The sequence below is a fragment of the Acinetobacter bereziniae genome (assembly GCF_016576965.1).
Lineage (GTDB): Bacteria > Pseudomonadota > Gammaproteobacteria > Pseudomonadales > Moraxellaceae > Acinetobacter > Acinetobacter bereziniae.
On the sequence record NZ_CP066119.1, the window covers coordinates 1,783,349 to 1,804,745 of the forward strand.

A 21,397-nucleotide genomic window follows, 5' to 3' on the forward strand; every position below is an offset into this window, starting at 1 on the left:
ATTGCGGCACACAAGGGAGCATATTTATGCTGAGACTATTTAAGGGCAAGCGTGCCCATCCCTTGGGTGAAGTCTTTAATCGATATTACTGGTTACAAATCGGATTGATTGCTTTATCGATCGTGATTGGTATTACATGTAGTGCGTGGGTGATTAAAGGCACTTTGTTGAAAACTGCGCTAGAACAGGAAATGGAACATTATTGGATGCGTGTAGAGCGTAATCCAAATGCAGATTTGCCAGATACTAAAAATTTATATGGATATCGGTGGACTAAGGTAGCGCCAAATAGTTTTCAGAACATGCATTTAACACCAGGCGTTGGCCGTCATTTTGTGGATGGCAAGGAGCGTATGACTGTTTATGGTGAGCGTAATGGACAGCATGTGCTTTTAGTTTTTGGTGAAAGTAATGTCAATAAATTGATTTGGTTGTTTGGATTGGCACCTCTCATGTTAAGTTTGTTTGTGCTTTATAGCGTACTTTGGTGGTGGAACCGTCGTGCACGTCGTTATTTTTCTCCAATCACTAGACTTGCAAATGCTTTAGAAAATATTGACTGGGATCACCAGAACAAAGGGGCATCACCATTTAAGGATATTAGTACTGATGCAAATATGGAAGCAGAATATTTAAAACAAGCGTTAGAGAAATACCATCAAGTTTTGAGTGAATTTATTCATCGTGAGCGTGAATTTAGTCGTGATGTTAGTCATGAATTACGAACACCTTTAACTGTCCTTAAAGGTAATGTTCAGCTTTGCCAAGCTCGTTATGGAGATAATAAAGTCTTTGTTCGTTTGAGCAATACCATAGAGGATATGCAGTTACTGGTTGATACTTTATTGGCAATTGCTCGTAATACGACAAACACACTTATACCAGAACACAGCTCAATATTTAAAATCTTACAAGAATTACAAACTGATCTTGAAAGTGTGGGGCAAGTGAAAGGAATACAAATTAATCTTCATCAGGGGATAGCAGAACAGACACGACAGTTGTATCCCTCTATGACAAAAATGGTTTTCGGCAATATTTTACGGAATGCCTTAAATTATTCCCAAGGATCAGAAATCGATATCATCATACAAAAAAACAAAGTTCTGATTGCTGATAACGGTATAGGTATTCATTTACTCAATGATAATAAAGTACAGGATTTATCTAGCCCTCAATTAAGGTTACAAACTAAAGGACACGGTATTGGACTCCAACTGGTGCAAAAGCTGTGTAAACAATTAGGCTGGCGTGTAGAGTTATTTGATCGCCTCTATTATTTGAGTATTCACAATGATATAGCGTTAATACCATCGACAGGACTGGTCGTTGTGGTTTATCTTAATTAAATGAATCAGGTTCAAGAGAAATTTTTAAGCCAACACCTGACACGGTATGAATTAATTTTTGATTAAAGGGCTTATCCACCATTTTTCGTAAGTTATAAATATGGCTACGTAGTGCATCACTTTCAGGTTCTGCATCTCCCCAAAGTTCTATGATAATTTCTTGTTTAGTCATAACTTTGGGTGAATTCCTCATCAATAATTTTAATAATTTAAATTGAATAGGTGGAAGTTCTATATTTTTTCCGGCACGGTGAATTGTCTGTTGTGAACTATCTAAGATCAGATCATGAATTTGTAATTTGCTATTCGAGACCTCTCCTATAGATCTTTTGATCAATGCTCGAACACGCATAACCAACTCGTTAAAGTCGAAAGGCTTAATCAAGTAATCATCGGTTCCTGAAGAAAAACCTTTAATTTTGTCATCCAATGTGTCACGTGCTGTTAGCATAAGCACAGGGATATCTAGACCTTGTTCAGTCCTTAACCAGTGGCAAAGATCGAAACCACAACCATCAGGTAAATTGATATCCAATAAAAGAATATGATAAGGATGATTTTTCAATAAATTACGTGCTGTATCTAAGTTACGTGCATGATCAATGACAAAATCATGTGCTTCTAAAAATTCACAGAGTGTAGAGGCTAATTCGTAATGGTCTTCCACCATAAGGATAAAATATTTTGTCATTACAATAACTTTATGTTGTTAATTTAAGAGTTGTTGCTTCAATTTAGCATTAAATGGCGCCGAACCTAACCAAATTTTAAAATATTGATTGGCTTGATCATTTTGGATATGACCTAATATTTTTCCATTCAGTGAAAGCGTTAATATGCGGGATGAATGGACGTAACTTAAGGTATATAAATCCCCATTTTTAACTGGTTTATAAAGCTGTGTAATTTGGTTTAAAGCCGATGTTTCTTTAAAATCAGGAATATTTTTCTTTAAAAAATGAGTGGCTGCACGTTTGAAAGCCCATTCAGGAATATTCTGGTTGTATAAAAAATTCATTTGAATACTTTGATTTTCCCAAGTCTGTTTACAAGATTCTGCAAAGTAGCTTGCCTGACCAATCTGTTTTGTACCAACTAAAATCGCACCATTTCCACACTGTTTAAATGTTGCTGCTTGAACATTTGAAATACTGATGGATAAACTTGCTACAGATATAATCATTACGGTGATTTTTTGAATGTTAATACCCATGAATATAAGCCTCCGAAATAAGGTAACTGGCGAAACAAACCATTTGCTGGATCCCAAAAGTCTTGTTGGAAAATAATTTGTTGATCTTTGTTGACTTTGATTTCGCTGATGCCATAAGACGCCATCGTTTTATTCACACCAAAAATTTTGAAATCATAAGCCATAAACCAATGAATATATGCAGAATCTCGGTGATAGGTCGTGTTTAATAATTTGACTGTAACATTGCTAACTCGTTTATTCATGCCTTTAAAATGTTCAATCAAATTTTGTCGCGATGAAAATTGAGAAAGAGTGTCATTGATATAGAGTTGATCTGCGTATAACGAACTTGCCTTATCGATGAATTCAGCTGTACCTAAGGTATTGAAGGTGGATGTAAAGCGGGTGCCAATATCTAATGCTTGAGTATCGGTCAATGGAATACCAACTACATTATTTCTAGCTTTACCATAATCTGCGGAGTAACTAGGAATACTTTTGCATCCAGATACACAAAGAAGTGTGAAGATGGAGGCAAATATTTTTTTTGAGTTTTTCACGTTCATTATCCATTTGGAGTCTTATCTAATACTGTAGATAAGTAGTTGTGAACGGGATGTGAAGTCAGATAGGAAAAATATCCCATGTATTTTTAACACAAATATATGGGTGATATTCATGAAAACATAAACTGAAAACGAGTATTTACCTTTAGACTTAGCTTTATCTACAAACCCAGAATGGGGGATTTCTAAGGTTATTGATTAAAATCAGATAATACGAACTAAATATTCAACACAAGCCATGTTTGGATATGGGGCGAATTCAAACATGAGGTGTGACAGATTTAAAATCCTGATGATAATCAATTAATTGAGTAAATTTCTCTAACGAAGTATATCAATCTAAAGCCTTTCTTGGTCTTGTATTGAGGGACATAGCACTTGATTCAAATTAATGATTCAATTGAAAAGTCAGTGTTGTTTAGGATCAAGGAGTCTGAACCTCGATAGAGGTTCAGACTAAATATTCGTAGGATAATAATAACTCTAAGATTCTCTTATATGAGCCAGTTAATTCATTACACCACTAATACCGATACGGACACTTGGGTCCCCTTCAGATGCTGCTGCGATACCACCTGTAATAGACCAACGCCCATTCTCTGAAGTTTTACGGAGAGTTACACCCACTGCATTTTCTCCACCATGGTATGCTGCACCTGCTGCGTAAGTATATTTACCTGCTACATAAGGTGCTGCTTCAAGTGCCATTGCCGCTGCGATACCTGCATTTGCCTTTTTCTCAACATCATCAATACGATCATTGGTCACCCGGAAAGAATAATCTAGTTTGTTACTAACATCTTCGATTTTACTATCCAATACTTGATCTGCTTTGTTCAATGCATCAATTGCTCCACCAACATTGTTATGCACTGCATTACCTACACTATAACTTGGTGCAGTAAAACTTCCTGTAATGTTGTCATAACCAGCTCCTCCACCCAAAAAATCCACAACCTTTTGACTCGTTGTGTCTAATTTTTGATTCGTTGCCTCAATTTTTTGGTTTGTTGCATGTAATTGAGAACCATTCACAGCATCAGTAGATGTTGAATTAACAGAGCCATCCTTAACTCCAGTCAAAACACGATCACCTTCTGTACCTGCAAAATTCACATTTTTACCACCAGTATCTTTCCCAACAGTAATTTCACCATTTGATGTTTGTTGTTGCACTAAGCCTGATTTACCATTGTTAATATTACTAATGTCAGTTTGAATATCTTGAATGTCATTCGTATTTTTATCTACTTGTTGCTGAACATTCCACAATTGACCTCCATTCACAGCATCTTTAGAACCTTGAGCAATTACCCCATCTTTTACATTGGTGATCGTTGTACCATTTGTTCCACCACCAAGTGTGATTTTATCTTTTGATGCATTGTCATACTGAACAGTATTGTTGGCAATCACATTAATATTATTGTTCACATTATTAATTGCACTATCCAACTGTCCTTTATTTACAGCATCTGAGGTGTTAATACCATTTGCAATGTTACTGATTGTTTTACCACCTCCATTGATTCCTGTAGCTTTATCAATAATGATATTTCCAACAGTCATTTTATCTGATACTACACTTGTAAATGTTGGTGTAGCACTTGTAGCAACTAAATATGTTATCGAACCATCAGAAGCAGTAGTAGGGGTAACAACAATATTTGAACCAGCTTCAATAGTCCGTTGGGTTGCTTTAATCGCCTCATCAATAGTAGCTTTACCAGTACCACCAATATTAGACGGGGCTGTGTACACGTTTGTTAATGAATTATATTTGGCTCCACTGCCAACACCTAAAACAGTAACTAAACTATTATTTGTATTATCATATGATCTATCCAATTGACCAACAGTAACAGCATCTGAATTGGCTGAGCCATCTGCAAGATTCTGAATACGACGGTTTCCTGTGACAGTACCATTACCAACAGATACAGCTCCAACAGTAGGTGTTGTTTGTGAGGTTAAAAAACCAGTACCTGTAATCGCTGTCGTTATTGAGTTTGAACCTAATGCTACGCTGTTATCTGTAAAAGCATGTGCATTTGAACCTATTGATGCACTATTTGTACCACTGGCATTGGTTGCACTGCCAATTGCAATAGAATTCGTTCCACTCGCCAAGGTTGCTTGAGTAGTAGCACCATTTGTACCACTTGTCTGTGCTGAACCAATAGCTATTGAGTTAATACCAGGCGTGCCATTTAAAGTTGAAGCACTACCTATTCTCAACGAGTATGTTTGACCACTTTGATCACTTAAACCTAACTTACCTCCATTGACATACAATTCATTTCCTAGTGTTAATGATGTTGAGCCGCTTCCATCAATGGGATTGTAGAATAATGTTCGATTAGTTTGAGTTGCTTTATCCGTAGGTTGACAACTTGAACTTATTATTCCCCCTGTCCCATTGTTAGGATCAGCAATATGAGTACAACCATTATCATTTGAATCATTTATATATATACCATTAGTTGCCCAAACTACTGGAGTAAAAATGCTCATTGCAATGATGAGTGTACTTTTTAGGAACTGTTTTCTAGAACGGCCAACTGTTAACAAAATATGTTCAACACTCGTAGATTGTATTAATGTCGTCGTTTTTTTTGTTTTCCCTTTAACAAGCTCAGAAACAGCAATCCAAGTTTCTAGTGTTGGATTCCAAACAACTTTGTAAATTTTATTCATTCTTTTTTCTCTCCAGAAAGTTAAGTTCATTTTTGTTTAAGTTAATTATTTCTAATAAAACATTAGCATTCATAACTAAACTCATTAGGTACTTTGTTTAGTCACCTAATAATTTTGAAATGTATCACTTTTATTATTTATTTTTTGAAATATATAAAAATTTTAAAGAATAGTGTTAATTTTGACGCATTATTTGATTTTGTTGGCAGTTTTTAGTTCTTTTGTTATATAAGTGAAAGTAAAAAAATGGGCTTTCTCGTAAAGTATTTGCTTTAATTATCATGTTTCCAATACTAATGTAGATATTTGGTGTTCATAATTTATACAGTAAATATAAGTTATCTATCTTTTATAAAATCAAAGATAGCAGTAATGATTTTGACCCGTTGGTATGGTGTGAATAATGAGACATAGAAAATTCTAATTTTAAATATATGAATCCTAATCTTAGAGTATTGAAAAGATGTAATGATAAAATTTGAATAAATGAATTAAGCTACATTTAGGAATTAATATTAAAAATACAAGTAAAATATATTTAAGTTAGTGGGAAGTGTCTATTCTTGAGATGAAATTTTGGAGCGGTGTAAACTGTATTGTTAATTTATTTAAAAAGATATATTAATAGCTGGATTTAGAGAATAATAAGTTATATGGATTTTAAAAAATTGTAAGGCATAAGCTTGATTTTTAAATATCTTGTGCAGAATTATGAATTTTGGGTTTTGTGAATTGGTTATCATTTGGGTTCCTCTATGTGTTTATTTGTTTTTTTTAATGATTTAAATAAAAAAATAGAATATTATCACTTTATCTAGATCTAGTGATTCTGTTTGATTAAGATCTTTGTTATTTTACCCCTTTTATACCATGAACATCCTATCCCCGATTTCATGGTTTTTTTATTTAGGATTTATAAATATATTTTGTTTATAATATTGATTTTTAATGTTTTTTAAAATTATAATATGTTTTTTGTTAATGGTAATTTTATTAATTAAACTTCTTAAGAAAATAGAAACTATATATAATAGTTTTATGGAATATAAAAAATTAACATAGTTCAATAATATTGAATTCAAATATTTAGTCGGAGTGAGCCCTCATTTATTTTCTAAAATGATTCCAATTTTAGAAGAGGCTGAACGTTTGAAGAAATAATCTGGTCATCTTCGCAGCTTAGCACTTGAGGATCAATTGCTATTAACATTGAAATATTTACGATCTTGTAGTACTTAGCTAGAATTGGCTATTGAACTTGCAATAGTTAAAAGTAATATCAATCGAACCATCCAAAAAATTGAGATTGGGCTTATACGGTCTGAACATTTTCTTTACCTAAAAGAAATTAGGGTATTACAGATTATGATTGTGTTATTGTAGACCTAATAGAATCAGCGATAGAACGTCTTGAAAAGCAGATGAACTTTTATAGTGGCAAAAAGAAAAAGCATACATTTAAAATCTAAGTTATTTGTAGTCCTTACCACAATGACATACGAAGTATTGAGATATACAGTAAGACTTCATGATTTGACTCTTACTCGATAACATACAAAAGATTTTTCTCAATTTATCAGTGTAATGACAGATTTAGCCAGCAAGAAAATTAAAAGTAAGTTATCAATTCCAATAAAGATACCGAACTCAAGAAAATGCAATTACCGAAAGAAGCTAAATGAATTAATAAAGAAATTAGTCAATGTAGAATTTTAATAGAACATATTAATTCAAAATTAAAGACTTTTCGCATACTTTTTAAGCGCTAAAGAAATAGGTGTAAATGCTTTGATTTAAGAATGAATTTGATATTAGGATTGATTAATTAAATAATTAGAAAATTAATTTAGCAAGAATTCTATTTAAAATTAATAATTTTTCGGTATTTAAAATACCTTCTTTCTTTTGAAAGAAGGTTGAAATGATTGTGTTTAAAAGTTCAATTATTATTATAAGGAGGTATGATGTGAAGTAATGGATTTTAGATAAAAAACAGCATGATAACTCCTATAAGCAATAGTATGGATAATGTTAGGTAGGTGTTTAGAGTGTTAAAACTTTTAATAAACTTCCACATAATTTAAATAATAACTTACTAATGAATCTTTAAATTACTTTATTTTTATTAAATGATCTATATTTTTTATTGATTTATTACAATAGGTTTGATAAGTGTTAATTTAATCACAAATTTAATAATTTTGTTGTTTTTTTAGTTATATATTATATGCTTAATTTCATAAAAAAATTCTAGTTAAATTTTAAATATTTCCTATTAAATTTAATTTCTAAATCAATTTATTTTATCTTGTTTTGTAATGATTTTTAAAAATTTTATTTTAAGTCATTGTTTTGTTAATATTTTTTTTGGTAATAATTTTGTGGTGGTAAATATGATTTAGATTTTTTTAGCCTTATGAGTATTTAGTGATCATAATATTAAACCTAAGCCAGTGATAATATTTACTTGTAAGAATAAAATTATGAAGTTAAATTTATTGCCAATCTATGTAGAAAATTTACGAAGTAAAATATAAACTATCTTGATCACTAAAAATAAGGTAATGAATGTATTTTTAATTAAAATAAAGCTTTTCATTACGCACTTTGTAATTAATTCTTTAATAAATTTTTGTAGATGATGCTTTACTTTTCAGAGACGATAAAAATCTTTTGTTGGGCTAGTGTGGATATCCGATACGACCAATAAGCATAGCTACATCTATATCACCTCAGGACAGAAAAACCACTAATCATTTAAATAGTAAAAAATAATCCAACTAACAAATTTTCTAACAATTTGTATGAAACTATAAAATTTATTAGATATAAATCAGCGAAATCAAATTTCTGTTATGAAGAATTATACAATTTGACTATGAAGTAAATTTAAATAATTCAAAGCTATTTAGTGCATTTTCTCATAGCTAAACTGAGTATTTTCTGTGTTTGACAATGAACGAGTGCTTGTAGCTTAAACATTTGTTGTTTTCTTAACACTGTAACTTTCCTTCAATTTTTTAGAATTTTGAGAGAGTATTTAGATTGTATTGCATTTATTCAATCATAGGGAAAATATTAAGTGAATTATGTCTAGATAAAACTTGAATAAAGAATCAGAAATATTTTTAAGTCGAGGTATTTTATATGAAGATAATGAACGAAAATTTTAAATTCTTAGAATAAATGCGCTATAAGTCTTGAATGTTATTATTGTTTTGGGGTGATTTTGTAAGATTTTTATTTGATTAAAAGTATATTCTTAGATTTTTAATTAAGATATGAAATATATTAATGGTGATTTTAATATTTTATTTTCTTAATTGAATTTATACGTTTTTAAATAAACTTAAATCATATTGTATTGAAAATATTTTAATGAGCGCTATTCATTTTTACACATGCATTCACCATACATATTGTATAAAAAAAAAGCAGGTCTTCCTTTTAAGAAAGCTTCATTTTTATTGATAAAATATGTTTTTATTTCTTTTTTATCCAATATTATCAATTGATTATCATTTATATCTAGTATTGTTCCATTAACTTCTTTAGAAATGGTTTCAGATTCATTTCTTTTTTTACTCACTAAAAAAAAAACCTCATCACCAATTTTTAATTTGATTTTTGAAGATGGTTTTAATAAGCCACATTTTTTGCAAATCCACTCCTTATTATTAAATGAAATATCTACTTTGTACATCAAGTTTCTCCTTTTATATTATCGTTTCATGTAATTTTGATTAAGAGAAGAGAATTTTTTTTTGAATTTTATATTCCATTATGGAATAATTTTGTTAATTTTTAATATAAGTTTATGTTTTTAATGTGATTAATTAAATACTTTATTTTGTATTTAATTTGCTTGATTAAATAAAGATTGAAATATGAAAAAACCTCATTAATTGGAATGAATATTATTCCATTTATTATTTTTTTTATAATTTATAGAATGAAAAAACATTGTGTGACAATGGTCTCAAAATTTAATTTTCATAGGATATTAATCATGAAAAAAATTAGTCTTATTGCTTTTGCTTTAGTTGCCTCATCTACTTCATTTGCTGCAACTGTAACTGGTGGTCAAGTTCATTTTACTGGGGACTTGGTAAATGCGGCCTGTGCGGTTGACGTTAATTCTGATGGGCAAACTGTTGATTTAGGTCAGCATCGTGTATCGAAATTTAAAAAAGCTGGTGATATGAGTGGTCCAGTTCCTTTTCAAATTAATTTGGTTGATTGCGAAGCGGCTTTAGTTACTAAGGGTGTTTCTATTGCATTTAAAGGGTCAACAACTGCGACAAATCCTAAATTGTTGGTTGTAGGTGCGGGTGCGAGTAACGATGCAGCAGCACAAGGTGTTGGTATTCAAATCTCAGATAGTAGTTCTACAGCTTTGGCACTTGATGGTACAGGCTTTACCAAGGAGATAGCTCTTAACGACGGCACAAACTCATTCGGATTTACTGCGCGTTACGTATCTACGGTTGATGCCGGTCCTACACTTACAGCTGGTAAAGCAAACGCAGATGCAACTTTTGTTGTGAACTATAACTAAGTGTACATGCAAATCAAGATTTGAATGTAACTCATTTTATGAGCCTATTTCACATGAAAAGATATTTAGTTGTATTGATCGGGATGTGTTTGTCTTTAAATGCTTTCGCAAATAGCTATGTATTTGGTGGGAGGGCTCATTTTAATGGTGCTTTAGTTGGCTCGGGTTGTGTGTTTGTGCAGGATGGAGATTTAAAGAGGTTTGATCATGATAGTGGTGGGGTTGTTTTGAAGTTGAACGTAACTAATTGTTCTTTACCAATCTATTACAATCTTCGGATTGTAATGAAATATGTAACTAAGAATGCACATGTTTCTGTTTCACAGGTGATGAGTGGTGAGCAGATTGGTTTAATGCCTCAGAATGAATTACATCATTCGATTGGACTGATTGGGTACCCAGATAAAAGCTCAATAATAAAGGATGGTACAGGTGATAAGGAAATGGAATTGCCATTGCCTATTGCAAAAGATCAGATGTCTCAAAATGGGGCAAATTTTTTGATTTCTGTCATTTACCCATAGGTTGTTTTGGAGTTTTTATATGAATTTAAAATTATTTAAGAATGGTATGTTGGCTGTGGCTTTGTTGGGGCTTAGCTCGTACGCGTGTGCAGACGGCGATAAGAAAAGTGGTGGGATATCATTGGGTTCTACTCGAGTGATTTATCCACTGGGTGCTAAACAATTTTCTTTGCCTGTGATTAATCATAGTCAAAAAGACCGGTATTTGATTAACTCTTGGGTGGAAACCAAAACAGAAGAAAAAACCAGTGATTTTGTCTTAACACCACCTTTATTTGTGGCTGAGCCTTCGACAGAAAATACATTAAGAATTGTGAATTTGGTAAAAAACTTACCGCAAGATCGTGAGTCGGTTTTTTGGTTAAATGTTAAGTCGATTCCAGCGGTAGATAAAGAAGTTCTCGCTGAAAAGAATATTTTGCAACTTGCAGTATTGTCTCGAATTAAATTATTTGTTCGTCCAGAAAACTTAAAGATTACGCCAGCTGATGCTTTAACAAAAGTTAAATTTATAAAATCTGCAGATGGGGTGGAAGTTGATAACCAGTCACCATATCACATCTCATTTATCAATTTGGAAGTCGATACAACCAAATTAAATAGTGTAATGGCGGCACCGTTTGAGAAAACCAAAATTTCAAAAATAGTAGGCAACAAGCTGACTTATCAAATCGTCAATGATTATGGCGGTGTGGAGCCAAAAGTGGAAGTTAAATTGAATTAATATAAGTTGTGTAGGTGCTTTGTAATGATACCAATTAAATCAATGTGTGCAAAAATAAAGGCATTGCCGATGTGTCTTACATCGATAGTGTTCGTAAATGTTGTATGCATAGATTATGTGTATGCTGAACAGGTGTTTAATCCTGCATTTTTATCGGACAGTTTGTCAAATGCACAAGTCGCAGATTTATCAAAATTAGAAAGCTCTCAACAACAATTGCCCGGTGTTTATCGTGTTGAACTTTATGCCAATGATCAATATGTTTTAACACGTGATGTTCAATTTGTTGAAAAGCAAAATACACAGGATCAAACAGGTCTGGCAGCTTGTTTGGATGTGAAATTATTAGAGCGTATTGGGGTGAATATTGCGGGATATCCGCAATTACTATCGGAAGAAAACCAACAGTGTTTAGATGTTGCTCAATTGATTGAGGGGGCTGGTAGTCGTTACGAATTTATCAAACAAAAGCTTTATATCAGTTTGCCGCAAGCCTCTTTAAAAAATCAAATACAAGGTTATGTTTCACCTGAACAATGGGACCAGGGCATCAATGCAATGTTCTTAAACTATCGCATGTCTGGATATAACAATTTAGGTTCGATGACAAGCAGTAATGGGCTATTCGTTAATGTTGATAGTGGAATAAATTTAGGTTCATGGCAGTTACGTAACTCTGGTAATTTTAATTACAACTCGCAGAATAATATTAGTAAACATGAATGGATTAATCTAAATACTTATCTGCAGAAATCGCTGATTCCTATCAAGAGCCAGGTTAGAATTGGTGATGGAACAAGTGAAGGATCTATTTTTGATAGTTTTGGTTATCGAGGTATTGAACTATCGACGGCCAATGCAATGTATCCTGACAGTCAACAAGGTTATGCACCGAATGTACGTGGAATTGCAAAAAGCAATGCTAAAGTGATAATCCGACAAAATAATAATATTATTTATCAGATTAATGTTGCACCAGGTCCTTTTCTCATTCAAGACTTAAACCCTGCTTATGGTAGTGGTGACTTACATGTCTCGGTTGAAGAAAGCGATGGCAGTATTCAGGCTTATCTTGTGCCTTATTCGAGCTTACCTGTTTTACAAAGAGAAGGTAGAACGCATTATAGTGTTTTGGCTGGTGATTATCGGGATGGTTCGCTTAGAAGTAAAGACAGCAAAACTGTCGTACAAGCTGCTGCTGTACACGGGTTGAAACGTGGGCTTTCAGTTTATGCCGGATCGCAACTTTCAAAGAATTACCAAAGTGCTTTGCTTGGTTTTGGAAGCAATATGGGGAGATATGGCGCATTTTCGTTTGATTTAACTCATGCAAATAGTGAATTAATCGATGGTTCAAAGCATAGTGGTGAGTCAATACGCTTTTTATATTCAAAATCTTTACTACGTTCTGGTACGAGTTTTCAACTCTTGGGGTACCGCTATTCAACCCGTGGTTTTTATACGCTCAATGATGTCTTCTATGGGCAAATGAGTGATAGCTATGGAGAGGGGGAAACCCAGGATGGCAACTCGGCAAATGTGGGTATTGCAAATAATGGGTATGATCTCAACCATCCTAAAAAAGGTCGCTTACAAGCCAATATTTCTCATTCAATGGGACGTTACGGTTCACTTTATTTTGCTGCAAATCAGCAAAGCTATTGGGGTAAATCAGAAAAAGATGAATGGTTCCAAGCGGGTTATAACGGTATGTGGAATGGTATTAGCTATTCATTAAGTATGAACCGAAATATGCATTCACAGGCGAGTGAAGCAAATACCGTATATACCGCTAATATCGCATTTCCATTAGATCGCTTGCGCTCAAAAGCAAACTTACGTAATGACGTACTGGGTAATACTTATGCAACAATGTCAACTACCCAAAATTCGGAAGGCAATAATTCGTATCAGGCTGGTATCAGCGGTACTTTGTTAAAGGGCCGAAATTTGAGTTATAGCATTCGACAAGGTTATGTCACAGAACAAGGTTCTGCTGGTGCTATTAGCGCAAATTACAATGGTGCTTACGGGAATATAGGTGCTGCTTATAGCTATGATGGTAATAATCGTAGCTTTAATTACAGTGCAACGGGGGGAATGTTATTGCATAAAGATGGTTTAACATTCGGTCAAACTCTTGGAGATACCAGTATTTTAGTTAAAGCGCCTGGGGCAAAAGGAGTGAAAATTGAAAACTATAATGGCGTTAAAACGGATTGGCGTGGCTATGCGATCTTACCATATGCATCTGAATATCGTTTAAACCGCGTGGCACTAGATGCAAATAGTTTTGAATCAAATTTTGATATCAATAGTAATGTAAATAATGTTGTGCCAATACGTGGTGCAATCAGTCGTGCGACTTTTGAAACCAGTATCGGTGTCCGTGCGCTGATAAACATTACATACAAAGGGCAGCCAATTCCTTATGCCAGTATTGTAACTGAAGCAAATGGGAAATCATCCGGTATGGCAGCTGAACAAGGTCGTGTTTATCTGACAGGATTGTCTCTGAAAGGCAGTTTAAACGTAATTTGGGGGGACACACAGGAACAAAAATGTGTAGCAGATTATGATATGGGTACCGTTGATTTAAGCCTTGCAGTCCAACAATTTGTTGTCGAATGTAAGTAACGGGAGATTATTGATGAAAAACAATTTATTTCCTTCACTATCTTTATTGTTGATCACTACACAGAGTATGGCAGGATGGTGGCGAGTTGAAGATAAACCAGTTATATATGCTGACTTTGGTACTTATACATTCACCGATCCAAGCCAAAATCAGGCAGGAAGTTGGTTTGGTAGTAGGGTAACTGTAAGTGTAGATCGGGATAAGTATACTACACGCTGTAATAATGGAACCAATTTAGATGGATCAGAAATAGAAATCTATTTGACCTCCGATTATGTTAATGGTCTGCCAGTAAATATTGGTGGTAAACAATATTCGCAAGTGAATGATTATTTACAAGCCTCAGTAACCTACACATATGGTAATCAGGAGATTCCTGTACCAAGTGCTAATCGATATTTTGGTTATACCGCAGAAAGATGCAATGTAACAAATATACATACTGGTCGAACAAGCTTTTTTCTCACGATGAGACTTATAAAACCTTTTATGGGATTCAGCTATGTAGATGTACCGGTAGCAGACTTTTATACGGGTGATGATGCTAGACCTTATGGCTCGGGAAAAGCCAATGGTGCTAAGCAAACATTACATTTAAGAGGAAAAGTTGTAGTACCACAAAGTTGTGAGATTAATAATAACTTAGAAACCATCCATGATTTTGGAAACATTGGAAGTTATGCTTTTAAAAACACGGGCATAGAGAATCAAATCCAAGGTGCAAATAAAGCGTTATCAATTAAATGTAATACTCATGTAGCAAACAATGCACCCCTGACGCTTCGAGTACAAGCTGACAATGTTGGAGGTCCTGCCAATGGTGTCATTGTATCTGATAATCCAGATGTAGGTTTTAAAATATCTAATCAAAGTGACACATTGCTGATCCCAAATAGTGCTAATAGCATAGTTAAATTTAGTAATTCCAATCCAGCCAATATAGTGCTGAAAGCATGGGCTGTAAGTGTAACTGGTAGAGAACCAAAATCTGGTGCATTTCAGGCACGAGGATATTTCCGAATTGATTTCGAGTAAAGGGATAATCATGAATATTATGAACAAGTGCCTTTATCATACCTTGTGTTTTCTTATGATAAATTTCGGTCTGCATAGTTATGCGTATGCAGTGTTGGGAACGTATAACTTTACTTTAAAAGGAAATGTCACACTTTTCACTTGTGGGGTTGATCAGGGAGCAGCAACTCAAACAATTAAGATGGGCACAATGTCAATACGGAATTTAAAAAAGCCTGGAGATAAAAGTCCACGTATGCCAATCCCATTTAATCTGATGCAATGCCCAGCTAACGCACAGATTACATTTAGTTTTGTTGGAGAACAGAACACTGTTAACAAAGAGTTGTTAGCGCTCAGTAATGCCAATGCAACAACAACTGCAAAACATGTCGCAATCGAAATCACTGATGCGAACCATAATCGGGTGCCGATTAGTTTATCAGGAGGTACATTGAATAAAAGTCCAATATTTTTAGCTGACGACAATGGAAATCTTTCAGTGGTGTTTTATGCCAATTATGTAGCAACAGATGGTGCTGCTACGGCTGGCGTTGCCAATGCAAATGCTGAATTTAGAATAGAGTATCAATAAGTAATTATAGCTATCCTTCAAATTCGGACTTTAAAACACAAGGATATAGCAGTTAATGCTTGCTCCTACGGGTTATCTTTCATTACTTGTTAAAGTAAAGAGAAAAAATTATGAATAAGAATTCGTTTATTTGTATACCGCTTTTGGTTATAGCGATAGATGCATCGGCAGGTTGGTGGCGAGAGGAACAAAAGCCGGTGTTATATGCTGACTTCGGAACCGAAACTATTACTAATCCAAATAGTAACCAGGTAGGGAACACATTTGGTAAAACATTGAATGTTAGCGTTAATGGAGACCGTTATACGACCAGATGTAATGCTCCAACATCGAGCCTACGAGAGCGCGATATCTATATGACTGCGGATTATAGTAATGGCACTGCGATTAATATCGGTGGAGTAAATTATATGCAAGTGAATGATTACCTACAAGCTTCTGTTGCATATACATATAATAGTACCACTGTCCCTGTACCCTCAGTAAATCAAGTTTTTGGTCGGGTTTCAGAGCAGTGCTATGATACGGCAAATCATACTGGAAATACAACCTATTCATTAAAAATGCGAATTTCTAAACCTTTTATGGGATTCAGCTATGTAGATGTACCAGTAGCTGATTTTTATGTTGGAGATAATAATGCACCAGCTGGTACAGCAAAAACCCAAGGTGCAAAACAATCATTGCATCTAAGAGGAAAGGTTGTAGTACCACAAAGTTGTGAGATTAATAATAACTTAGAAATCATCCATGATTTTGGAAACATTGGAAGTTATGCTTTTAAAAATGCGGGTATAGGTAATCAAATCAAAGGTGTAAATAAAGCAAATTTAGCGTTATCAATAAAATGTAATAGTTTTGTACCAACTAGCGCACCTTTAAGTATACGTATTCAAGCCGACAATGTAGGTGGACCTAATAATGATATCATCATGTCGGGCAATCCAGATATTGGCTTCAAAATGTCTGATCAAAATGACAGATTAGTGATCCCCAATAATACCAATAGTAAAATTACATTTAGCAATACCAACTCAACGAATATTATCGTCAAAGCATGGCCCGTTAGTGCAACAGGATTAGAACCAAAGCTAGGTGCATTTCAGGCACGAGGATATTTCCGAATTGATTTCGAGTAAAGGGATAATCATGAATATTATGAACAAGTGCCTTTATCATACCTTGTGTTTTCTTATGATAAATTTCGGTCTGCATAGTTATGCGCATGCAGTGTTGGGAACGTATAACTTTACTTTAAAAGGAAATGTCACACTTTTCACTTGTGGGGTTGATCAGGGAGCAGCAACTCAAACAATTAAGATGGGCACAATGTCAATACGGAATTTAAAAAAGCCTGGAGATAAAAGTCCACGTATGCCAATCCCATTTAATCTGATGCAATGCCCAGCTAACGCACAGATTACATTTAGTTTTGTTGGAGAACAGAACACTGTTAACAAAGAGTTGTTAGCGCTCAGTAATGCCAATGCAACAACAACTGCAAAACATGTCGCAATCGAAATCACTGATGCGAACCATAATCGGGTGCCGATTAGTTTATCAGGAGGTACATTGAATAAAAGTCCAATATTTTTAGCTGACGACAATGGAAATCTTTCAGTGGTGTTTTATGCCAATTATGTAGCAACAGATGGTGCTGCTACGGCTGGCGTTGCCAATGCAAATGCTGAATTTAGAATAGAGTATCAATAAGTAATTATAGCTATCCTTCAAATTCGGACTTTAAAACACAAGGATATAGCAGTTAATGCTTGCTCCTACGGGTTATCTTTCAATACTTGTTAAAGTAAAGAGAAAAAATTATGAATAAGAATTCGTTTATTTGTATACCGCTTTTGGTTATAGCGATAGATGCATCGGCAGGTTGGTGGCGAGAAGAACAAAAGCCGGTGTTATATGCTGATTTCGGAACTCAAAACTTTACGAATCCAAATGATAACCAGGTAGGGAATACATTTGGTAAACCATTAAGTGTTAACATTAATGGAGACATTTATCAGACGAAATGTAATGGTACAACCACGGTCCTACGAGAGCGCGATATCTATATGACTGCGGATTATAGTAATGGCACTGCGATTAATATCGGTGGAGAAAATTATATGCAAGTGAATGATTACCTACAAGCTTCTGTTGCATATAGCTACAATAGTACGACTGTCCCAGTACCTTCTGTAAATAAAGTTTTTGGTCGGGTTTCAGAGGGTTGCTGGACTAAGATATCTCATACTGGAAATACAACCTTTACATTAAAAATGCGAATTTCTAAACCTTTTATGGGATTTAGTGATATTGATATTCCTGTAGCTGATTTTTATGTTGGAGATAATGCTGCACCAGCTGGTACAGCAAAAGCCCAAGGTGCAAAACAATCATTGCATCTAAGAGGAAAGGTTGTAGTACCACAAAGTTGTGAGATTAATAATAACTTAGAAACTATTCATGATTTTGGAAACATTGGAAGTTATGCTTTTAAAAATGCGGGTATAGGTAATCAAATCAAAGGTGTAAATAAAGCAAATTTAGCGTTATCAATAAAATGTAATAGTTTTGTACCAACTAGTGCGCCTTTAAGTATACGTATTCAAGCCGACAATGTAGGTGGACCTAATAATGATATCATCATGTCTGGCAATCCAGATATTGGCTTCAAAATGTCTGATCAAAATGACAGATTAGTGATCCCCAATAACACCAATAGTAAAATTACATTTAGCAATACCAACTCAACGAATATTATCGTCAAAGCATGGCCCGTTAGTGCAACAGGATTAGAACCAAAGCTAGGTGCATTTCAGGCTAGAGGGTATTTTCGAATTGATTTTGAATAAAAATGGATGATGGGGACAATAAATAAGGCTTTTATCTAATATTTCGTTTATGTAGTTTAAATTTAAGTTTAATTGATTGGGATAAGGCATGGATGCTGATATAGGTGTAAGAACATATAATTTTATTTTTAAACCAAATGATATGGTTGTAATTTGTACTATAAGTCATGAGTTACGGAGTAATCAGAATATTATAGATAGAAAATTAAATACAAGTTCAGAAGAAAATAATGATAAAAATGAAATATGTCTAAGCCATTACAGATTCTTAAACACTCGATAATATATAAGTTAATGTTATAGTTGGGGGTGTTAACAGGTTTTTTAAATTGATTAATTTAAAGTGAAATTCTCATCTATGTCTTTGGGTATAAATTAATAAAAATATAAAATCATAGATATCTTTATATAAAAAATAATTTTTTTGATTTGCATGCTAATACTTATTTAAAATAGATCTATTTCGGTATTCAAATTTAAAAAATACGAACTTTGATTTATAGTGCATAGTGCAATGCCCAAATGGTAAAAAACTACTTTCGAAAGAGGTTTTATAATTTACTGTCATTAAATTTTAAGCTTTTCTTTTAAGGTTTCGATTGTTTTTCGATTATTTTTTGATTTTGTTTGGTTGGTTATAATAATATAATTTTCTAAAATAGAATATCGAACCTCTATAGATAGTAAGTGGTTGATGTTATTAATTTGTTCAAATATTGCTTCATTAGGAATAGTTAAACTGCTATGGAGTTTCCTTTGAATTAGCTTTTTTTGATACATAGGGAATTTTAAAAAAATATAAAGAATAGAAGAGTATAGTTTTAAATCACATAGATTTTTATTATCTAATGCTGCAAAGTGAAATAAATTCGATAATGTTGCAGCTACAACCTCTGGATATAAATCATAAGTTTTTATATTTAGTGGGTGGGTTTTTATTTGATTGAAACCTATATTATTTAAATTATTTAATTGTTGATATCTTTGTAGTGTAGGATATATTTCTTTTAAAAAATGAAGTAAATTCCTGTTTGATGTGATTGTTTTTATGATGTAAAGGTTGTTAATTATGAGTGTGTCAACAACTAATCCTTGTATAATTTTAAAAGATTCAATTTCACTCCACTCTAAAAAAAATTTTTTAAAATGATCGGAGTAAAATATCCCTTCATTGTTAAGTGTTATATTTTTTTTATTAAAAGGAATAATATTTAGATTTAGAACGAGTGAAAATTTTTCATCATAATTATATGTTGAAAAAAAATTATTGAGATAATATTTTTTATGAGTGTATTGGTTTAATTTTTTACTTTTCATAGCGGAACCTAGGCTGAGTTTAAATGTATTTCTGTTGATGAATTAATTTGTGTGTTGAAGATTCTATCGAATGACTTATATCTATTTTATATTAAAATAGTTTTTAATTAAGCGATTTATTATATATTTTATTCATGAGGTTTTGTAATGGATTTAGTTTTGTGGTTTTAAAGCGGGTAGTGTTATATTTAAAATTAAAATCTCTTTAATTTTTTTTTTTGAGATTTTAATTTTAGAGGATTTACATGTTTTTTAAATTTTCTAACGAAATCTTCAACTCATTTGTCAACCAGTCTTTAAATAATATTTTTCGAGGATCCTCGCTGATACTATCATGAGATATTAAATAATAAGAAAAGTCATCATGATAAGGTGTAGTTGCTGAGACTAAAATATTGTTTTTTAATTCATTTTCTATCAAAAATCCTGATGTTGCTGTGATCGCATTTCCTGATATTGCTGCTTCAATACACAGATACAAATATTCAAGCTCAATTTTCTTGTGACCTATCACTAATTCCTTCGTTTCGCTTCTGCTTAATAAATTATTCCATAAGTTAGGTATTGAACTAGAAATTGCAATATTATTCCTACTACTATTAGGATTTTTAACGATGAACATAATGTCATCAATTAACTTATATGTATGAAGATTTTTAGAAAACTCAATATCATTCCTTTGTATGGCAATATCTATATTGTATTTTTTAAAGTCAGGAACATCTTGATGAGTAAGTATAGTGATATCAAAATCAAAACCTAAATCATCAAATATATTTAATTTTGGTATTAACCATTTCATGCAAAAAGTTGGCTCACAAGAAAGTACTAAATTTGTTTTATTTTGAATATTTCTGTTTTTTAAATCTACTAGACATATATCTAACTTATTAAAGGCATCTTGACAACTGTTAAATAAATTTAAGCCTTCTTTTGTTAATGTTAATTTTTTTGATTTTCTGTCAAAAAGTTGAATTTCTAAGCCTTCTTCTAGATTCCTAATTTGTTTGCTAACAGCTCCTTGAGTTACAAATAGTTTTTTTGATGCGATAGTTACACTGCCATACATAGCGGCATAATAAAAAAATTTAAAAGAGTTAAGCGAAAATCTCTCGATCATTTTGAACCTATTTTATTGGCAGAATATATTCTAAATTAATTATTATTTATAATAATATTATATAAGAGTATAAAGCAATGTTTTAACTAATAAAAAAACTCATGATTAATTATGAGCAAATGGAATTTTCTATTTTATTTATAGTCTTATATAATATTTTTATTAGGTTTGATATTTGTATATAATGTTTTATTAATTATGTGTTGCAAATTGTGTTTTTTAATTATTTATTAATTCGGTTCATTTAA

The 21,397-nt window shown here is 32.8% G+C and carries 16 protein-coding genes and 5 pseudogenes; 11 read left to right on the top strand and 10 right to left on the bottom strand.

Translation table 11 applies throughout. The annotated features are described in order from the left end of the window. Window positions 1-26: 26 nt before the first annotated feature. A complete protein-coding gene (locus I9192_RS08290; RefSeq protein WP_042090189.1) occupies window positions 27-1,349 on the top strand; it encodes a sensor histidine kinase in 1,323 nt (440 codons plus the stop codon). On the opposite strand, the gene I9192_RS08295 is transcribed toward I9192_RS08290, so the two are convergent. From I9192_RS08295 to I9192_RS22560, 7 genes and pseudogenes are all read right to left on the bottom strand, one after another. Continuing rightward, the gene (locus I9192_RS08295; protein ID WP_100884922.1) at window positions 1,342-2,040 is read right to left on the bottom strand and encodes a response regulator transcription factor; all 699 of its coding nucleotides are present in this window, start codon (window positions 2,038-2,040) and stop codon (window positions 1,342-1,344) included. The two genes, I9192_RS08290 and I9192_RS08295, sit on opposite strands and share 8 nt — an antisense overlap. Before the next feature lie 18 nt (window positions 2,041-2,058). After that, entirely contained in the window at window positions 2,059-2,562 is a 504-nt protein-coding gene (locus tag I9192_RS08300; protein ID WP_004831332.1) for a chalcone isomerase family protein, read from the bottom strand. Further along, on the bottom strand, window positions 2,532-3,110 hold the full coding sequence (locus tag I9192_RS08305; RefSeq protein ID WP_004831331.1) for a hypothetical protein: 579 nt from the start codon (window positions 3,108-3,110) through the stop codon (window positions 2,532-2,534). The genes I9192_RS08300 and I9192_RS08305 overlap by 31 nt, the downstream gene beginning before the upstream one ends. A 259-nt stretch (window positions 3,111-3,369) precedes the next feature. Next, window positions 3,370-3,486 (bottom strand): annotated as a pseudogene (locus tag I9192_RS08310) (IS30 family transposase); the annotation flags it as partial. Window positions 3,487-3,617: 131 nt separating this feature from the next. Continuing rightward, window positions 3,618-5,078, bottom strand: a pseudogene (locus I9192_RS08315) (YadA-like family protein); the annotation flags it as partial. Window positions 5,079-5,126: 48 nt separating this feature from the next. Beyond that, window positions 5,127-5,624, bottom strand: a pseudogene (locus I9192_RS22555) (ESPR-type extended signal peptide-containing protein); the annotation flags it as partial. Between the two features lie 95 nt (window positions 5,625-5,719). After that, window positions 5,720-5,807 (bottom strand): annotated as a pseudogene (locus tag I9192_RS22560) (ESPR domain-containing protein); the annotation flags it as partial. A 1,071-nt stretch (window positions 5,808-6,878) separates the two neighbouring features. On the opposite strand from I9192_RS22560, the pseudogene I9192_RS08320 reads away from it, so the two are divergent. Next, window positions 6,879-7,573, top strand: a pseudogene (locus I9192_RS08320) (transposase family protein); the annotation flags it as partial. Window positions 7,574-9,192: 1,619 nt separating this feature from the next. On the opposite strand, the gene I9192_RS08325 reads toward I9192_RS08320, so the two are convergent. Continuing rightward, a complete protein-coding gene (locus I9192_RS08325; protein ID WP_005029886.1) occupies window positions 9,193-9,510 on the bottom strand; it encodes a hypothetical protein in 318 nt (105 codons plus the stop codon). Between the two features lie 306 nt (window positions 9,511-9,816). Between I9192_RS08325 and fimA the strand changes: the two genes are divergently transcribed. From fimA to I9192_RS08370, 9 genes are all read left to right on the top strand, one after another. After that, entirely contained in the window at window positions 9,817-10,365 is a 549-nt protein-coding gene (fimA, locus tag I9192_RS08330) for a type 1 fimbrial major subunit FimA (protein WP_005029884.1), read from the top strand. 53 nt (window positions 10,366-10,418) lie between these two features. Then, window positions 10,419-10,889: a hypothetical protein gene (locus I9192_RS08335; RefSeq protein WP_005029882.1), complete on the top strand. Its 471-nt coding sequence runs from the start codon at window positions 10,419-10,421 to the stop codon at window positions 10,887-10,889. 19 nt (window positions 10,890-10,908) lie between these two features. Then, window positions 10,909-11,613, top strand: a complete 705-nt coding sequence (locus I9192_RS08340) for a fimbria/pilus periplasmic chaperone (RefSeq protein WP_005029880.1) — start codon at window positions 10,909-10,911, stop codon at window positions 11,611-11,613. A 24-nt stretch (window positions 11,614-11,637) separates the two neighbouring features. After that, a complete protein-coding gene (locus I9192_RS08345) occupies window positions 11,638-14,250 on the top strand; it encodes an outer membrane usher protein (protein WP_005029879.1) in 2,613 nt (870 codons plus the stop codon). A gap of 13 nt (window positions 14,251-14,263) precedes the next feature. Beyond that, window positions 14,264-15,286, top strand: a complete 1,023-nt coding sequence (locus tag I9192_RS08350; protein WP_200150324.1) for a fimbrial protein — start codon at window positions 14,264-14,266, stop codon at window positions 15,284-15,286. Between the two features lie 10 nt (window positions 15,287-15,296). Then, window positions 15,297-15,860 (top strand): fimbrial protein, encoded by a 564-nt coding sequence (locus I9192_RS08355; protein WP_151824573.1) that lies wholly within the window; start codon window positions 15,297-15,299, stop codon window positions 15,858-15,860. Between the two features lie 110 nt (window positions 15,861-15,970). Continuing rightward, complete coding sequence (locus I9192_RS08360) at window positions 15,971-16,999, top strand: fimbrial protein (RefSeq protein WP_151824574.1); 1,029 nt, start codon at window positions 15,971-15,973, stop codon at window positions 16,997-16,999. Window positions 17,000-17,009: 10 nt separating this feature from the next. Continuing rightward, window positions 17,010-17,573 (top strand): fimbrial protein, encoded by a 564-nt coding sequence (locus I9192_RS08365; protein WP_005029875.1) that lies wholly within the window; start codon window positions 17,010-17,012, stop codon window positions 17,571-17,573. Window positions 17,574-17,683: 110 nt separating this feature from the next. Further along, on the top strand, window positions 17,684-18,712 hold the full coding sequence (locus tag I9192_RS08370; RefSeq protein ID WP_200150325.1) for a fimbrial protein: 1,029 nt from the start codon (window positions 17,684-17,686) through the stop codon (window positions 18,710-18,712). Between the two features lie 567 nt (window positions 18,713-19,279). On the opposite strand, the gene I9192_RS08375 is transcribed toward I9192_RS08370, so the two are convergent. Together I9192_RS08375 and I9192_RS08380 are read right to left on the bottom strand one after the other, a co-directional pair. Continuing rightward, window positions 19,280-20,029, bottom strand: coding sequence for a hypothetical protein (locus I9192_RS08375; RefSeq protein ID WP_200150326.1), 750 nt, complete (start codon window positions 20,027-20,029; stop codon window positions 19,280-19,282). Window positions 20,030-20,270: 241 nt separating this feature from the next. Further along, window positions 20,271-21,149, bottom strand: a complete 879-nt coding sequence (locus I9192_RS08380; RefSeq protein ID WP_005029867.1) for a LysR family transcriptional regulator — start codon at window positions 21,147-21,149, stop codon at window positions 20,271-20,273. Between the last annotated feature and the right edge of the window lie 248 nt (window positions 21,150-21,397).

Excerpts from the sequence above, each read along its gene's own strand:
- I9192_RS08290 (WP_042090189.1), top strand. The coding sequence starts at position 27 with ATGCTGAGACTATTTAAGGGCAAGCGTGCCCATCCCTTGGGTGAAGTC.
- I9192_RS08295 (WP_100884922.1), bottom strand. The coding sequence starts at position 2,040 with ATGACAAAATATTTTATCCTTATGGTGGAAGACCATTACGAATTAGCC.
- I9192_RS08300 (WP_004831332.1), bottom strand. The coding sequence starts at position 2,562 with ATGGGTATTAACATTCAAAAAATCACCGTAATGATTATATCTGTAGCA.
- I9192_RS08305 (WP_004831331.1), bottom strand. The coding sequence starts at position 3,110 with ATGAACGTGAAAAACTCAAAAAAAATATTTGCCTCCATCTTCACACTT.
- I9192_RS08325 (WP_005029886.1), bottom strand. The coding sequence starts at position 9,510 with ATGTACAAAGTAGATATTTCATTTAATAATAAGGAGTGGATTTGCAAA.
- fimA (WP_005029884.1), top strand. The coding sequence starts at position 9,817 with ATGAAAAAAATTAGTCTTATTGCTTTTGCTTTAGTTGCCTCATCTACT.
- I9192_RS08335 (WP_005029882.1), top strand. The coding sequence starts at position 10,419 with ATGAAAAGATATTTAGTTGTATTGATCGGGATGTGTTTGTCTTTAAAT.
- I9192_RS08340 (WP_005029880.1), top strand. The coding sequence starts at position 10,909 with ATGAATTTAAAATTATTTAAGAATGGTATGTTGGCTGTGGCTTTGTTG.
- I9192_RS08345 (WP_005029879.1), top strand. The coding sequence starts at position 11,638 with ATGATACCAATTAAATCAATGTGTGCAAAAATAAAGGCATTGCCGATG.
- I9192_RS08350 (WP_200150324.1), top strand. The coding sequence starts at position 14,264 with ATGAAAAACAATTTATTTCCTTCACTATCTTTATTGTTGATCACTACA.
- I9192_RS08355 (WP_151824573.1), top strand. The coding sequence starts at position 15,297 with ATGAATATTATGAACAAGTGCCTTTATCATACCTTGTGTTTTCTTATG.
- I9192_RS08360 (WP_151824574.1), top strand. The coding sequence starts at position 15,971 with ATGAATAAGAATTCGTTTATTTGTATACCGCTTTTGGTTATAGCGATA.
- I9192_RS08365 (WP_005029875.1), top strand. The coding sequence starts at position 17,010 with ATGAATATTATGAACAAGTGCCTTTATCATACCTTGTGTTTTCTTATG.
- I9192_RS08370 (WP_200150325.1), top strand. The coding sequence starts at position 17,684 with ATGAATAAGAATTCGTTTATTTGTATACCGCTTTTGGTTATAGCGATA.
- I9192_RS08375 (WP_200150326.1), bottom strand. The coding sequence starts at position 20,029 with ATGAAAAGTAAAAAATTAAACCAATACACTCATAAAAAATATTATCTC.
- I9192_RS08380 (WP_005029867.1), bottom strand. The coding sequence starts at position 21,149 with ATGATCGAGAGATTTTCGCTTAACTCTTTTAAATTTTTTTATTATGCC.